This is a genomic window from Neobacillus bataviensis, from assembly GCF_019969725.1.
Window position 1 is genome coordinate 207,879 of the sequence record NZ_JAHXYW010000004.1, and the last position, 15,810, is coordinate 223,688.

The window sequence follows — 15,810 nt, forward strand, 5'->3', positions numbered from 1 at the left end:
GATCTTTTTTGAAAGGAGGGAAACAAGATGCAAAACATGACTACACTCATTCCATTAATTTTAATGTTTGTGTTATTTTATTTCTTACTGATTCGCCCGCAGCAAAAGCGCCAAAAAGCGGTTCGTGAAATGCAAAGCGACTTAAAAAAGGGTGATAAAATCGTCACGATTGGCGGTTTACATGGTTTTGTCGACTCGATTGATGACAATAAAGTTGTGATCAAATGTGGAGACGGCAGCCGTCTTACCTATGACCGCAATGCCATTCGCGAAGTAACTGAATCTTCAAAGACTGCAGAAGTATAATACAAAAGGAAGCCTTTTATTTGAAGGCTTCCTTTTAATATTTATGCATGCCTTTTATTATTTGTTGCGATATTGACCCCAAGTATACCGCCCATCATTGCGATCAGTGTGTAGCAGGTATGATAGATAACCTGCTCGGCATTAAAGAGGTGATCAAAGCCTAAATATTGAAACAAAAAGACAAGGAATGAGTAAATAAGCCCCGTAGTTCCCCCTATTAGCCAACCTTTTTCTTTCCGTTTTCCACCAGAAAGAAAACCGCCGCCAAATAAGCCGATAAACGATAAAGCTGTTACCACATATTGAAGTGAGCCTTCCCGTGCTGAAGTAAATCGAAGTATAAACGCAAAAATCAGGCTGCAGACAGCAGCGAATGCAAGAATAAAGATTAATCCATACAGAATTGAAGTTCCAAAGCTTTTAGATTCGATTTTTCTCTCCCCCTTAGTCGCCAAAGGCTGAAACCCTGCCTTTAGTAGACAGTTTCTTTCCTAGTACAAGCGTATTCATGAAGAAGAAAAAGTAGAATATATTTTCATCACTTTAAATAAATAACTTTGGAAGTTTATTCCTATCATTATCCGCCGTAAACTGCAAACAATAGTTTTGAATGGAAAAAAAGGGGCGGGACAAAGTGGAACCATATTTAACAAGTGTGTTTCGAACAATTATTTTTTACGTACTCATTTTGATTATTTTTCGAATGATGGGTAAGCGAGAAATAGGGGAACTTAGCATTCTTGATCTTGTCGTTTTTATCATGATTGGCGAACTGGCAGTTGTGGCTATTGAGAGGCCGAATGTCCGTATACTCCATGCAATCGTTCCAATGGTTTTATTGATGTTTATCCAAATCATCATGGCCATCATTTCTTTAAAAAGTAAAAGATTTCGTGATTTGGTTGATGGAAAACCGAGCATTATTATAAATCGCGGGAAAATAGACGAAGTAGCGATGCGCAAACAGCGTTACAATTTTGATGATTTAATGACACAATTAAGGGAAAAAGACATCCGCAGTATTGCTGATGTTGAGTTTGCGATACTTGAATCATCTGGAAGCCTGTCCGTCATTGAAAAATTAAAAAACAGCAACGAAATCCCAAAGCAAGGGGATATTACTATCCCGTTAATTATCGATGGTTCCATCGAGGAAGAAAATTTAAAAAGAATTAATAAAACCAATCTGTGGCTGCGTCAGGAATTAAAAAAAAAGGGCTACCGAGATGTGAAAAAGATTTCGTTTTGCAGCTATGAAAACGGGAAATTCTTTATCGATCTGCAGGATGAATAAAAGAAGACACGCAGATTTAGCGTGTCTTCTTTAGCGAAAAATAATAAAGTTTCGTATCCACGGTATTCGCTCCAGTTCTTCTTTTTTGAGAAGACCGAAAAAGATCAGCATCAAAATGTAGGAAAGACTCATCCCTGAGACTGAGATTAAAACACGAATTGTTAACGCTTCTTTTAGAAGAATATTTTCAAACAACCAATAGCCAAGCCAGCCCGATGCCGCCATAACAAGAAATCCTTTCAAATAATCGCGAATATAAAAGGAAAAGGCCACTCGCTTCATTACTGTTGCAAAATGAAGGATGGTAACTAAAACAAAACCAACAATAATCCCAAGAGCGGCGCCGGTAATTCCAAAGGATGGCTGGGAAGCAAGTAAGAAGATGACGGCTGTTTTCACTACGGCACCGATGAGACTATTAATCATGGCCGCTCTTGCAAGATTTAACGCTTGTAGGACGGCTTGTAACGGTCCTTGATAATAAAAAAGCAAGAAGAATGGAGCCATAATCTTAATAAAATAGGCTCCCTTCGTTGAGCCGTACATGAGCTGCATAAGCGGGTCCGCCAAAACATATAGGACAATGACAGCAAGTCCCCCTGATAAAAAAACAAAGCGCAGTGCTTGCTGGAGCCTGTATTCGATCAATTTATGATTATTTTTGGAATTGGCTTCACTAATTGCCGGGACCAGTGAAGTCGCTAAGGAAAACGTAACAAATGAAGGCAGCATTAACAGCGGCATAGCGTAACCGGTTAAAGCTCCATACTGTTTCGTTGCATTTACGGCTAGTACACCGGCAAGGGCTAAACTGTGAGCCACAACGATAGGTTCGAAAAACCATGCTAATGATCCAATCATCCTGCTCCCCGTCGTAGGCAGGGCGATTTCCATTAACTCTTTAAAGGTCCGCTTTCCTTTATGAACAAATTGGAAAAAATCTTTCCTCAGTTTAAACCGCTTTTTTAATTTAAACATGGTCAGCAAATAAACTAGGGAAAGCAATTCACCTAATACAGAGGCGGCCATGGCGGCTGCAGCAGCATATTCAACCCCATAGGGGAGGAAGGTTTTTGTTGCGGTTGCGATCAGGGTTATTCTCACAAGCTGTTCTAATATCTGAGACACAGCGGAGGGACGCATGTTTTGTCTCCCTTGGAAGTATCCCCTTAACACTGAAGATATTGCGATAATTGGCAGTGCCGGTGCAATCGCTATTAAAGGATAATAGGTCCTTTGATCGGTGAAAAGCGTGTTTGAAAGCATTGGTGCCAGTAATAGCAATGCCGGAGTAATAAGGATGGAAAGTCCAATGGTGATGGCCAGGGAGACCACCAAGATTTTTTTAATTTCTCCATAGTCCTTCCTTGCTTCCGCCTCGGCAATATTTTTGGAGATGGCAACCGGGAGCCCAAGCTGCGTTATCGTAACCACGAGGATAAACGTGGGGTATGCCATCATGTATAAGCCAACGCCTTCTTCGCCAATGCTGCGAGCTAGCACGATTCGATAAATAAACCCCAGGACCCTAGTTATAAAACCGGCCACTAATAGGATAAAGGTCCCTTTTAAAAACTTCGACATTCTACTTCCCACCTTCTCAAAATAGGCGATATCATATACAATTAACTATATGCATCATGGTGGACAAAGCATGACAAGTTGTCTTGGCTTTTTGCAAAGGTTCAAGAACTTTAGGGACTTCTCTCAGGGGGTAGTTAGAATGGATAACAGCCATAAATTTGATCATTTTCGTACCCAGGTACAGCCGGCCTTAAAAAGTAAACTTTTTGAGTTTCGCTTACTAGGAATTGACTCTGTAACAGAAAAGGAGCTTTGGGATTTTTTAATTAAGAAAAAGTGGAAAAAGGTAAAAGATGAAATGAAGCTGTACGAAATGATCCAAGAAATACTCTCTGTCAAGGTTAGCGATTATATGAACTTTGCTACGATTGAAGCCTTTAAAACGGCTGAGTTCTCTTTTGATGATGAAAATGAATGGAAAGAGCTATTGAAATAGAGCGTTTTCATTTATTTGTAAATTGACACACTTTCTTACTTATTCCATAATGATAGCAGTGACTTTTTTATTATTTTTATATAAGACATGACGGTAAAAGTGCTTTGCACACGCACTAAGGAGGAACAATACATAATGGTAAAACGCAGTAGAATCATTGCTTTCTTACTTGTGGTTCTGATTCTCGGAAGCACAATGGGGGCAACAACGAAAAACATCTTAAACAATATGAAGCTTGGACTTGACCTCCAAGGCGGATTTGAGGTCTTGTACGAGGTAAAACCGGCGAAAAAAGGACAGAAAATCGACAAAGAGGTCTTGGCTAGTACAGCGGAAGCCCTTGATAAGCGGATTAACGTGCTGGGCGTAAGTGAGCCGAATATTCAAATTGAAGGTAATAACCGTGTTCGCGTTCAGCTTGCCGGGGTAAAAGACCAAAATAAAGCACGTGAAATTTTGTCTACCCAAGCTAACTTATCCTTCCGCGATGCCAATGATCGTCTGATGATGGACGGGTCTGACTTAAAGCAGGGCGGTGCGAAGCAAACCTTTGACGAAAATGGAAATCCAAGCGTTTCTTTAACATTAAAGAGTGCGGATAAATTCCGTAAAGTTTCTGAAGAAATTATGAACATGAATCCAAACGTTCTTGTTATTTGGCTTGATTTTGAAGAAGGCAAAGACTCCTTTAAAACAGAAAGTACAAAACCAAATCCGAAGTATTTATCTGCTCCAACTGTTAGACAAGTTTTCAATCAAAACACTGTATCCATAGTCGGAAGTTTCACTGCAAAAGAAGCTCAAACCTTGGCTTCTCTTTTAAATGCAGGTTCCTTGCCAGTAAAGCTTAAAGAGGTATACTCTACTTCCGTCGGAGCCAAGTTTGGTGAACAAGCCTTACATGACACGGTTTTAGCGGGTATCGTCGGTGTCATCATCATTTATCTGTTTATGCTTTTCTATTATCGTTTTCCAGGTTTCATTGCAACTATTACGTTATCCATTTATATTTATCTCGTCCTATTGATTTTTGATTGGATGAATGGAGTCCTGACCTTGCCGGGAATTGCGGCGATTATACTTGGGGTCGGTATGGCCGTCGATGCCAACATTATTACGTATGAACGGATTAGAGAAGAACTTAAAGTGGGCAGAACGATTAAATCAGCCTTCCAAGCTGGTGAGCAGCATGCATTTACTGCGATTCTTGACGCAAACTTAACAACCATCTTAACCGCAGGCGTTCTTTTCTTCTATGGGACAAGCTCGGTAAAAGGGTTTGCGACCATGTTAATAGTGAGTGTTCTTATGAGCTTCCTAACCAACGTTTATGGTGCACGGTTATTATTAGGACTTTGGGTGAACAGCGGTTTATTGAAGGATAAACCAGGCTGGTTTTCTGTACGCCAGTCACAAATTAGATCTCTTACCGAAAATATCGATACAGTCAATCTTCCTACAAGATTTGATAAAATTGATTTTGTTAAACTCAGAAAACCCATTTTTGCTATATCGGGTGTTCTGCTAGTGGCAGGTATTATAATTCTCGCCATTTTCCGCATGAATTTAGGAATTGATTTTTCAAGTGGTACACGAATTGAGGTTCAATCAAAAACACCTTTAACAACTGAAAAGGTGGAAGCTGCTTTTACAAAACATCATTTAACACCTGATGATATCGTCATTTCCGGTGATAAAAAGCAAATTGGCGCAGTCCGAATGCTCGGGGTTATGTCAAAAAATGAAATTGCTGATTTAAAAGCGGATTTCAAAAAGCAATTTGGCTTTGAGCCGAATGTCAGCACGGTTTCTCCGACAGTAGGTAAAGAACTGGCGAAAAATGCCTTTTTTGCGATTTTATTTGCATCAATCGGTATAATTCTTTATGTATCTGTTCGCTTTGAAGCATATATGGCGATTGCTGCCATTGCCGCTATCCTTCATGATGCCTTTTTCATGATTGCAATCTTTAGTATTACAAGACTGGAAGTAGATTTGACCTTTATTGCAGCGGTATTAACTATCATCGGTTATTCCAACCATGATACGATTGTTACTTTCGATAGAATTCGCGAAAATATGCGCAAGAAAAAGCGTCTTAAAACGGTTGAGGATATTGCCGAAGTCGTAAACGTGAGTATCCGTCAAACGTTAACTCGGTCAATTAACACCGTCTTAACAGTACTCATTACGGTCGTTTGCTTAATGATTTTTGGCAGTCCATCCATCCTTAATTTCTCTATCGCGTTGTTCGTGGGATTAATTGTAGGTGTATATTCTTCCGTCTTTATCGCCGGTTCTTTATGGTATGTACTGAAATGTAAAGAGCTGAAAAAGAAAGGCGTCATTAAAACCGTTAAAGAAAAAAGAAAATATTCAGATCAACCGCAAGTGTAATTTTTTGAAAACCGCAGCGATTCTGCGGTTTTTTCTTGTCTAGCTCCAGCACCCAGCGGCTAGTGTCCTTCGTGTTTCCTTTATCTCAGTTGGAGCGCTCCACAAGGAACGCTTCGGCAGCATAAGCATCGCACGAAGAAAAAGCGTGAGCTTTTTCGAGGAGGCCATACGCCGCTAGACGGGCGCTTGCGCTTTTCTATTATCATTGAAAGCTGATTCCAGCTCCTGTATAATAAGAAAGTCTGAGGGGTGAACTTACTAATGTTAAAGTCGAAGACAAGATGGATTGTACGTAAATCTGATGACCAACTTGTTAAAATGTTGGCAAATGAATTGAAAATAACACCTCTAGTTGCATCGCTGCTTGTCAATCGTGGATTTGATACCGTTGATTCTGCACGGTATTTTTTATTTGGAAAGGATGAGTTCCACGACCCTTACTTGTTAAAAGGGATGGACATCGCGGTGAATAGAATTCAGAAAGCCATTGAACTGCAAGAACCAATCCTAATATATGGCGACTATGATGCTGATGGGGTTAGCAGCACCTCCGTATTGATGATCACCTTACGTGACTTAGGAGCGAATGTTGACTTTTACATCCCTAATCGCTTTACAGAAGGCTATGGTCCAAATGAATCTGCCTTTCGCAAGGCAGCAGAATCTGGTATAAAATTAATTATTACTGTTGACACTGGAATATCTGCTATACATGAAGCAAACGTGGCAAAAGAGCTGGGGCTTGACCTTATTATTACCGATCACCATGAACCGGGTCCGGTCCTTCCTGAAGCACTTGCTATCATTCACCCGAAGCTTCCTGACAGCATATATCCGTTTCGCGAGCTGGCCGGAGTCGGGGTAGCATTTAAAGTAGCACATGCTTTATATGGAAAATTACCTGAGCATTTGTTTGAGATTGCCGTTATTGGTACAATTGCGGATTTGGTATCTTTAAAAGGTGAAAATCGACTGATTGCTAAAAAAGGTCTCGAAAAACTAAAGGTTACGACAAACATAGGATTAAGGGCTGTTTTTAAATTGGCTGGAGTGGATTTATCAACCATTAACGAAGAAACAATCGGATTTACTCTCGCTCCCAGGATTAATGCTGTCGGCCGTTTGGAAGATGCTGATTTGGCGGTGCAGCTTATTCTAACAGATGATCCGGAGGAAGCAGACCATTTAGCGCAAGAAATGGATGACCTGAATAAAACAAGACAATCGATCGTTAATACGATTACACTTGAAGCAATCGAAGAAGTGGAACAGAATTATCCGATTGACTCCAATAAAGTTCTCGTCATTGGAAATGAAGGCTGGAATGCCGGAGTTATTGGGATTGTTGCCTCAAGACTGGTGGAGAAATTTTATCGTCCTACGATTGTTCTGAGCTTCGATCGTGAAAAAGGGTTGGCAAAAGGATCGGCACGTAGTATTGCCGGTTTTGACCTGTTCCATAATTTATCTACCTGCCGCGATATTCTGCCGCATTTTGGCGGACATCCAATGGCAGCGGGTATGACCTTGAACTTGGATGATGTGGGAGAGCTCCGTCAGAGGTTAAACCATCTTGCAGATGAGCTAATGACCGAAGAAGATTTTATGCCGGTCACCTATCTTGACGAAGAGGTTCAAATTGAGGATATCCAATTGTCTACATTAGATGAATTAAATCAATTAGCTCCTTTTGGTATGGACAACTCCAAGCCAAAAGTTCTAATAAATAATGTTGATATTTCTTCTATTAGAAAAATTGGCAGTGACCAAAACCATTTGAAAATATTAGTGAATGATCAGGGGGCCACATTGGATGGGGTCGGATTTGGATTAGGTCCATTTGTTGATCATATTTCTCCAGCATCAAAAATTTCATTCATTGGAGAATTATCGATAAACGAATGGAACAATATACGTAAACCGCAAATTTTCATCCATGATATGGCCGTGCAGTCCTGGCAGTTATTCGATTATCGCGGACAAAAGCGAATCAATACTATTGCCAATCTGGTTCCAGATGAAAATAGAAAAATTATTATTTTTAACAAAGAGCATTATGAAAAAATAAACGCTCAACTTCAGCTTGAAACCATTCTTATTCAAGATATGGAAGATGCCCAATCCTTCGATGGTTATGAGGCAAACATCGTACTGGTCGACCTTCCTCCATCAAAAGAGCTTGTCGCTCAATTATTGAAGGGGAAACAGCCGGCAAGGGTTTATGCCTATTTCTATAAAGAGTCCAGCGATTTTTTCAGCACCATACCAACTCGGGAACATTTTAAATGGTTCTATGCGTTCCTGTTAAAAAATGGCCCGATTGACCTTAAACGTTACGGTGATGATATTGCAAAGCAGCGCGGCTGGTCAAAGGAAACGATTTACTTTATGTCAAAGGTGTTTTCTGAGCTGGAATTTGTTACAATAAACAATGGATTTATAACTTTACAAAGATCAGCGCAGAAGCGTGATTTAACTGACTCAAGAACCTATCAATTAAAACAAGCTCAATATGCTCTTGAAAGAGATTTATTGTTTTCATCCTTTCAGGAATTAAAAGGCTGGTTCGACGAAGTCATTCAAGAGTCGGTTGAAATTGAGGAGGCAGTAAAAGGATGGATTTAAAACCATTTATAGCAATCGTAGAGGATTACCCAAAACCAGGAATTAAGTTTAAAGACATTACTCCATTAATGAACAATGGCGAAGCATATAAATATGCAACAGACCAGATTGTGGCATATGCTCAAGATAAGAATATTGATTTAATTGTTGGACCAGAAGCTAGAGGTTTTATTATTGGCTGTCCAGTTGCTTATTCGCTCGGAATTGGCTTTGCTCCAGTCCGTAAAGAAGGAAAGCTTCCACGCGAAACCATAAAGGTTAACTACGGCTTAGAATATGGCAGCGACGTTTTAACCATCCATAAGGATGCGATCAAGCCTGGCCAGCGCGTTCTCATTACAGACGATTTATTAGCTACAGGCGGCACCATCGACGCTACCATCAAATTAGTAGAACAGCTTGGCGGCGTTGTTGCTGGTATCGCTTTCTTAGTAGAATTAACTTATTTAGAAGGCAGAAGCAAACTTGAGGGTTATGATATTTTAACATTATTGGAATATTAATGAATATAAGGGGGCACTCGATAGGCGGGTGCTCTCTTTGTATAAGGAAAATCGACATTTTTTTCGGAAAATGTTGAAAAAATCTCACAATCTCTTTACATCTTTGTTATTTTTTTCGATAATAGAAACAATCATTCTAATTTAGGAACTATTTTTTATAGGATGACATTTATATATATATAAAATTGAGATGAAAATAAAGGTGATTTCATGGCGAATGATCAAGTGTTAACAGCCGACCAAGTCATCGACAAGACTAGAAAATACTTAAATGAAGAACATGTTGAACTCGTGAAAAAAGCGTATGAATTCGCGAAGCATGCTCATCGTGAACAATATCGAAAATCAGGCGAACCGTACATTATCCACCCTATTCAGGTTGCAGGCATCCTCGCTGACCTGGAGATGGATCCGGCAACGGTCGCATCTGGTTTTCTCCATGACGTTGTTGAAGATACAAATGTATCCTTAAAGGATATTGAAGTAGCCTTTAATGCCGAAGTGGCTATGCTTGTCGACGGAGTAACGAAATTAGGGAAAATTAAATATAAGTCGCACGAGGAGCAGCAGGCTGAAAACCACCGAAAAATGTTTGTGGCAATGGCACAGGACATCCGGGTCATTCTCATAAAGCTTGCTGACCGTTTGCATAATATGCGGACATTGAAGCATCTTCCTTTAGAGAAACAGCGTCGGATTTCAAATGAAACACTTGAAATTTTTGCCCCTTTAGCGCATCGTCTTGGTATTTCTAAAATTAAGTGGGAGCTGGAAGACACAGCATTACGATATTTAAATCCGCAGCAATATTACCGGATTGTTAACTTAATGAAAAAGAAGCGTGCTGAGCGGGAGCAATATTTAGAGGACGTCATTGATGAAGTCAAGAACCGGATGAGTGAGGTATCCATAAAAGCCGAACTTTCTGGCAGACCAAAGCATATTTACAGCATTTATCGGAAGATGGCCCTGCAAAATAAGCAATTCAGTGAAATTTATGATTTGCTGGCCGTTCGAATTGTCGTCAACAGTATTAAAGACTGTTATGCAGTACTAGGCATTATTCATACATGCTGGAAGCCAATGCCGGGACGGTTTAAGGATTATATTGCAATGCCAAAGCCGAATATGTATCAATCCCTGCATACAACTGTTATTGGACCAAAAGGGGATCCGCTTGAAGTGCAGATTCGGACTTTTGAAATGCATCGAATTGCCGAATTCGGGATTGCGGCCCACTGGGCTTACAAAGAAGGCAAGGCAATCAGTGACAGCTCTACCTTCGAGCAAAAATTAACCTGGTTCAGAGAAATCCTGGAATTCCAAAATGATACGCAAAATGCGGAAGAATTTATGGAATCTTTAAAGATCGATTTGTTTTCCGATATGGTTTTTGTGTTTACACCAAAAGGGGATGTAATCGAATTACCGTCCGGTTCAGTTCCTATTGATTTTGCGTATCGCATCCACTCTGAAATCGGCAATAAGACGATTGGAGCAAAAGTGAACGGCAAGATGGTGACGCTTGACTATACGCTTAAGACCGGGGATATCATCGAGATTCTTACCTCCAAGCATTCCTATGGTCCTAGTCAAGACTGGTTGAAGCTGGCACAAACTTCCCAAGCGAAAAATAAAATCCGCGCCTTTTTTAAAAAGCAGCGCCGAGATGAGAATATTGTCAAGGGCAGAGAGCTTGTAGAAAAAGAAATTAAGGCGATGGAGTTTGACATTAAAGAGATTCTCACTCCTGATAATTTGAAAAAGGTTGCGGAAAAGTTTAATTTTGCGGGTGAAGAGGATATGTACGCCGCAGTTGGTTATAATGGGGTAACTGCCCTGCAGGTGGCCAACCGCTTAACAGAGAAATGGCGGAAAAAGCGCGACCAGGAGCAGTCAGCCAGCATCACCAACGCGATAACGGATTTAAAGGCATTTCCTTCGACCAAAAAACGAGAGTCTGGTGTCCGCGTTCAAGGTATCGATAACTTGTTGATTCGTTTATCTAGATGCTGTAATCCGGTGCCGGGAGATGAAATTGTCGGCTTTATAACAAAAGGCCGCGGTGTGTCCGTGCATCGTTCTGACTGTACGAACATTGATTCCAATGATGCCCAGTCCAGATTAATTCCCGTAGAATGGGAAACTTCCCTAAATGACCGAAAAGAATACAATGTCGATATCGAAATCAGCGGTTACGATCGCAGAGGACTTTTGAATGAAGTTCTGCAAGCTGTAAATGAAACGAAAACAAATATTTCAGCTGTTACTGGTAAATCTGACCGAAATAAAATGGCGACAATTATTATGTCGATTGCCATTCATAATGTCAGCCATCTCCAGAAAGTGGTAGACCGGATTAAACAAATCCCGGATATTTATTCGGTGCGCCGAATTATGAATTAAGGAGTTTCAAAATGCGAGTTGTAGTACAGCGAAGTAAAGCTGCCCAAGTAACCGTTAATGGCGAAATTACTGGGCAAATTACAAAAGGCTTTGTCCTCCTTGTTGGCATTACCCATGAGGACAGGGAAGAAGATGCAGCCTATTTGGCCGATAAAATTGTAAACCTTAGAATCTTTGAAGATGAAGCGGGAAAAATGAATTTTTCCCTTCTCGATGTAGGAGGAGAAATTCTTTCTGTCTCCCAATTTACTCTTTATGGAGATTGCCGAAAAGGAAGAAGACCCAACTTTATGGATGCGGCAAGACCAAAGCAGGCTGTCCAGCTTTACGAAGTATTTAACACTATGCTTCGTGAAAAAGGAGTAAAGGTTGAAACAGGCGTGTTTGGGGCGATGATGGATGTCTCACTCACAAATGACGGTCCAGTTACCTTAATCGTTGAAAGTAAAGCATAAAAAAGGCTTGGCACTAAATAAAAAGTGCCGAGCCTTTTTAATTTTCTTTAAAAAATCGAGCTAGTCCATCATACAAACCCGATGCAGCGTTTTCCTGGAACGCTCCGGAATTTAGCGTCATTTCTTCCTCGGGGTTGCTTAAATAGCCAAGCTCAATCAAAGTCGCTTTTTGGCTATTTTCCCGAATAACATGGAAATCACCAAAGCGTACCCCACGGTTGGATAATTTCGTTTGCGCAATGGTGGAAGCAAAAATTGTATCTGCCAGGGATTTTTGATAGGAATGATAATAATAGCCAGTCATACCGCGGACGCTGCGGTCTAAATTGCTATCATAATGCAAACTGATAAAGGCATCTGCACGGTTCGCACTTGCTAAACTCACCCTTGACGGGAGTGTAAGATAGGAATCATTATTTCGGGTCATATAGACATTCGCACCAGCGGCTGATAATTTATCATACAAAAGACGAGCCGTTCGAAGAGTAAGGTTCTTCTCCAGTGTGCCGCTCGCTCCAGTTGTTCCGTTATCACCGCCGCCATGACCAGGGTCCAGTACAATGGTTTTATTTTTTAAATAGCCATCTGCGCCGGACTTCTCAATCCTTGGTCCAGAACCGTTTGTAGAAACGATCCAGCCGGCAACGTAACCGGATTTTCCATTTTTAAGTTTGATTTCATACCAATCATTCTTAACGCTGACAACTGAAAAGGATTCTCCTTCATTGGCGCGTTGAAGCACGTCAGACTGTACATTTGCTTCTTTACGGATATTAGTACCGTCTTGCAGTATGGTAATGGTTTTATCTTTTCCTGATGTTTGCCCACTACTTGATTTTCCAGATGATTTTTCAAGGTACCACCCGGCCACCCAGCCGAAACTACCATTCTTATACTCTATTTTTGCCCAATTATTATTCTCTTCTAAAATGGTAAAACTTTGTCCCTTTGTAACACTGCCAACAATGGATGCGTTCAATGAGGCGCCTGAGCGGACACTAAGACTGTTGGCTGTTACAGTGCCAGTAATACCGCTGGCTTTTGCCGGCTTGTCCACCTTGGAAGCATCCGACCCTATGTCAATGAACTCGGAGCTGACCCATCCTTTCAGGTTGCCGAATCCCACCTCATACCAGCTCTTTTGCTTATCATAAATCGTTACGATAGTCCCTTTGGTTAGTTTTCCAAGGACCGAGCTTGATGATGAAGGTTCCTTCCGGACGTTTAAGGTATCACCATTTACAACACCCGATGTAGTCCCCTTCGAAGTAGTCGATTCCGGTTTCTTTTCGGGCTGCCCTGTTTGTATAACTAAAAAATCTCTAGCAACCCAGCCTTCGCCAAATGTGGAGGTGATTTTATACCAGTTTTCGTTTTGGTCGAGGACGGTAACTTCCTGTCCCTTATTTAAGAATCCGACAATTTGAAAGCTTGTCCCAGGTCCGGAACGAACCCTTAATTGATCGGTATTGGCTTTTGCAACAGTGTCTGCAGAATTTGAGGCAGATGCTGCATTAGCTGTTTTTTGTTCATTTTCTTTTGTAACAAGCCAATTTACCACCCAGCCTGTTTTGCCAAATGAAAGCTGAATTTGAATCCAATCGTCCTTTTCTTTGACAATGGAATACTTTTCGCCTCGGTTTGCGATTTTTACAAGCGGATAGCTTAATCCAGGTCCGCTGCGGATATTGGCTGTATCACTTGAAATAATGATGGAACCACTTGCTGCGCTGCTTTTTCCTTGCGGCAGGAAGGCTCCGAAAAAAAGAATTAAAGATAATAGCAGTAAACTAAACTTTTTGGACATTCTTCCCCTCCTTATCTAATTCCTTATTTTACCGTAAAAACTAGTGAAAATCATTCCTAAACTGTTAAATTTGGCCAACAAAATCTCGAAATTCCTCTTATCCATGCAATTTTTTCACAAGGATGGAAATAATAAGCCTATCTAATGAAAGGCAGAGGTGATTGGCATGAGATCAAGTGACAAAGGAATGAACATCCAATCCATGAATGGACGGATATTTGGGGTGGATTTTCATGATTTTATTGAAAAAGAGCAGCACGCTTCATCCATTGAACTTGCATCTGAATTCGGGTTGACGATGAGTGATGTCAGAAAGTTAAAAAAACTTTTAGGGAGATCGTAAAACTCTCTTGACAAGGCACGCGATGCTCCGTATTATTATATAAATATAAAACATACTCGGATATAACCAATGATGGAGCATAGTAGTTAAGCTAACCCATGAAAAGAGAGGAAATGCCTTAGGCTGAAAGCATTTCTGCATGTGTCTTAATGAAGGAACACTCCGTAGGTTTCTCTCTGAAAAAGTCTTGGCTCTATTAGGAGATGAACGTAACAGGCGTTAACTGTTTAAGAGGAAGCATACCCTTTTGGGCCGCTTCAACTAGGGTGGCACCGCGGGATATAAACTCTCGTCCCTTGTATTTAATACAAGGGATGGGAGTTTTTTGTTTTTTAGATTACATAATTAATTTTTTTATATAGAGGAGGGTTCCTATCATGGCAATTAGTATTCCAAGAGGAACACAGGACATCCTGCCAGGTGAAATTGAGAAATGGCAGCTGATTGAACAAAAAGCAAGAGAACTTTGTGAAAAATATCAATATCAAGAAATTCGGACACCTATTTTTGAACATACTGATCTTTTTTTACGGGGGGTCGGTGATACGACTGATATTGTTCAAAAGGAAATGTATACCTTTGAAGACCGCGGCGGCCGGAGTATTACATTAAGACCGGAAGGCACAGCAGCGGTGGTTCGTTCGTTTGTTGAGAAAAAAATGTTTGGTTATGCAAACCAGCCAGTTAAGCTTTATTATATGGGACCAATGTTTCGCTACGAGCGGCCGCAGGCAGGGCGCTTCCGCCAGTTCGTCCAGTTTGGAATAGAGGCACTTGGAAGCAATGATCCGGCAATTGATGCTGAGGTTATATCGCTGGCGATGAATCTGTATAAAGAAATGGGCCTGCGAAAACTGAAGTTGATTATTAACAGCCTTGGTGACAAGGAGAGCAGAACTGCTCACCGTGAGGCGTTAGTGAATCACTTTAAACCAAGAATCGGCGAGTTTTGTCGTGATTGCCAAAACCGTCTCGAGAAAAACCCTTTGCGAATCCTTGATTGTAAGCAGGATCACGATCACGAATTAATGAAATCAGCACCATCGATTCTTGAATATTTAAATGATTATTCAAAGGCTTATTTTGAAAAATTACAGCAGTATTTAACTCAGCTCGATATTCCATTTGAAGTGGATGCCAATCTTGTTCGAGGCTTGGATTATTACAACCACACAGCCTTTGAGATTATGAGCAATGCAGAGGGCTTTGGCGCGATCACTACTTTATGCGGCGGCGGCCGCTATAACGGCTTAGCGGAGGAAATTGGCGGTCCTGAAACACCAGGAATCGGCTTTGCGTTAAGTATTGAACGGTTTATTGCTGCTCTTAAGGCAGAAGGAATTGAACTTGAGATCAATGAAGGCATTGATTGCTACCTGGCTTCACTTGGTGATGAGGCAAAGGATTATACAGTTGGCTTGCTGCAGCAGCTTCGTCTTGCTGGTTTTTCAGCAGAAAGAGATTATCTAGATCGAAAAATTAAAGCCCAATTTAAGGCGGCAGACCGCTTGAAGGCCAAATATGTGGCAATTCTTGGTGACGATGAGCTTAAAAACAACAAAATCAATGTGAAAAATATGGCTACAGGAGAACAAGAAGAAATAGCACTTGAATCTTTTATTCAATATTTTCAGGGGTTAAAACAATAAGGGGG

The 15,810-nt window shown here is 40.8% G+C and carries 13 protein-coding genes and 1 other annotated feature; of the genes, 10 read left to right on the top strand and 3 right to left on the bottom strand.

Annotated elements, in window-relative coordinates:
* Window positions 1-27 precede the first annotated feature (27 nt).
* Entirely contained in the window at window positions 28-306 is a 279-nt protein-coding gene (gene yajC / locus LC455_RS12265) for a preprotein translocase subunit YajC (RefSeq protein ID WP_223591195.1), read from the top strand.
* A 41-nt stretch (window positions 307-347) separates the two neighbouring features.
* Here the strand turns inward: yajC and LC455_RS12270 are convergent, their stop codons facing one another.
* Window positions 348-761 (bottom strand): TIGR04086 family membrane protein, encoded by a 414-nt coding sequence (locus LC455_RS12270; RefSeq protein WP_223591197.1) that lies wholly within the window; start codon window positions 759-761, stop codon window positions 348-350.
* A 179-nt stretch (window positions 762-940) separates the two neighbouring features.
* Between LC455_RS12270 and LC455_RS12275 the strand changes: the two genes are divergently transcribed.
* Window positions 941-1,600: a DUF421 domain-containing protein gene (locus tag LC455_RS12275; protein ID WP_223591198.1), complete on the top strand. Its 660-nt coding sequence runs from the start codon at window positions 941-943 to the stop codon at window positions 1,598-1,600.
* 30 nt (window positions 1,601-1,630) lie between these two features.
* Here LC455_RS12275 and spoVB read toward each other — a convergent pair whose 3' ends face one another.
* Complete coding sequence (gene spoVB / locus LC455_RS12280; protein ID WP_223591200.1) at window positions 1,631-3,184, bottom strand: stage V sporulation protein B; 1,554 nt, start codon at window positions 3,182-3,184, stop codon at window positions 1,631-1,633.
* 139 nt (window positions 3,185-3,323) lie between these two features.
* Between spoVB and LC455_RS12285 the strand changes: the two genes are divergently transcribed.
* From LC455_RS12285 to dtd, 6 genes are all read left to right on the top strand, one after another.
* Window positions 3,324-3,620: a post-transcriptional regulator gene (locus tag LC455_RS12285; RefSeq protein ID WP_223591202.1), complete on the top strand. Its 297-nt coding sequence runs from the start codon at window positions 3,324-3,326 to the stop codon at window positions 3,618-3,620.
* 135 nt (window positions 3,621-3,755) lie between these two features.
* Window positions 3,756-6,017 carry a protein translocase subunit SecDF gene (gene secDF, locus LC455_RS12290; RefSeq protein ID WP_223591204.1) on the top strand — a complete coding sequence of 754 codons (2,262 nt, stop codon included), beginning with the start codon at window positions 3,756-3,758 and terminating at the stop codon, window positions 6,015-6,017.
* Between the two features lie 261 nt (window positions 6,018-6,278).
* A complete protein-coding gene (gene recJ, locus LC455_RS12295) occupies window positions 6,279-8,642 on the top strand; it encodes a single-stranded-DNA-specific exonuclease RecJ (protein ID WP_223591205.1) in 2,364 nt (787 codons plus the stop codon).
* Window positions 8,633-9,145, top strand: a complete 513-nt coding sequence (locus LC455_RS12300; protein ID WP_223591207.1) for an adenine phosphoribosyltransferase — start codon at window positions 8,633-8,635, stop codon at window positions 9,143-9,145. Before recJ ends, LC455_RS12300 begins: the two co-directional genes overlap by 10 nt.
* 210 nt (window positions 9,146-9,355) lie before the next feature.
* Window positions 9,356-11,551 (top strand): RelA/SpoT family protein, encoded by a 2,196-nt coding sequence (locus LC455_RS12305; protein ID WP_223591209.1) that lies wholly within the window; start codon window positions 9,356-9,358, stop codon window positions 11,549-11,551.
* An 11-nt stretch (window positions 11,552-11,562) separates the two neighbouring features.
* On the top strand, window positions 11,563-12,006 hold the full coding sequence (gene dtd / locus LC455_RS12310) for a D-aminoacyl-tRNA deacylase (RefSeq protein ID WP_223591210.1): 444 nt from the start codon (window positions 11,563-11,565) through the stop codon (window positions 12,004-12,006).
* A gap of 37 nt (window positions 12,007-12,043) precedes the next feature.
* On the opposite strand, the gene LC455_RS12315 is transcribed toward dtd, so the two are convergent.
* On the bottom strand, window positions 12,044-13,813 hold the full coding sequence (locus LC455_RS12315) for an SH3 domain-containing protein (RefSeq protein WP_223591212.1): 1,770 nt from the start codon (window positions 13,811-13,813) through the stop codon (window positions 12,044-12,046).
* 166 nt (window positions 13,814-13,979) lie between these two features.
* On the opposite strand from LC455_RS12315, the gene LC455_RS12320 reads away from it, so the two are divergent.
* Together LC455_RS12320 and hisS are read left to right on the top strand one after the other, a co-directional pair.
* Window positions 13,980-14,156, top strand: coding sequence for a hypothetical protein (locus LC455_RS12320; protein WP_223591214.1), 177 nt, complete (start codon window positions 13,980-13,982; stop codon window positions 14,154-14,156).
* A gap of 60 nt (window positions 14,157-14,216) precedes the next feature.
* Window positions 14,217-14,456, top strand: a binding site (T-box leader).
* A 77-nt stretch (window positions 14,457-14,533) separates the two neighbouring features.
* Complete coding sequence (hisS, locus tag LC455_RS12325; protein WP_223591216.1) at window positions 14,534-15,805, top strand: histidine--tRNA ligase; 1,272 nt, start codon at window positions 14,534-14,536, stop codon at window positions 15,803-15,805.
* The last annotated feature ends 5 nt before the right edge of the window (window positions 15,806-15,810 follow it).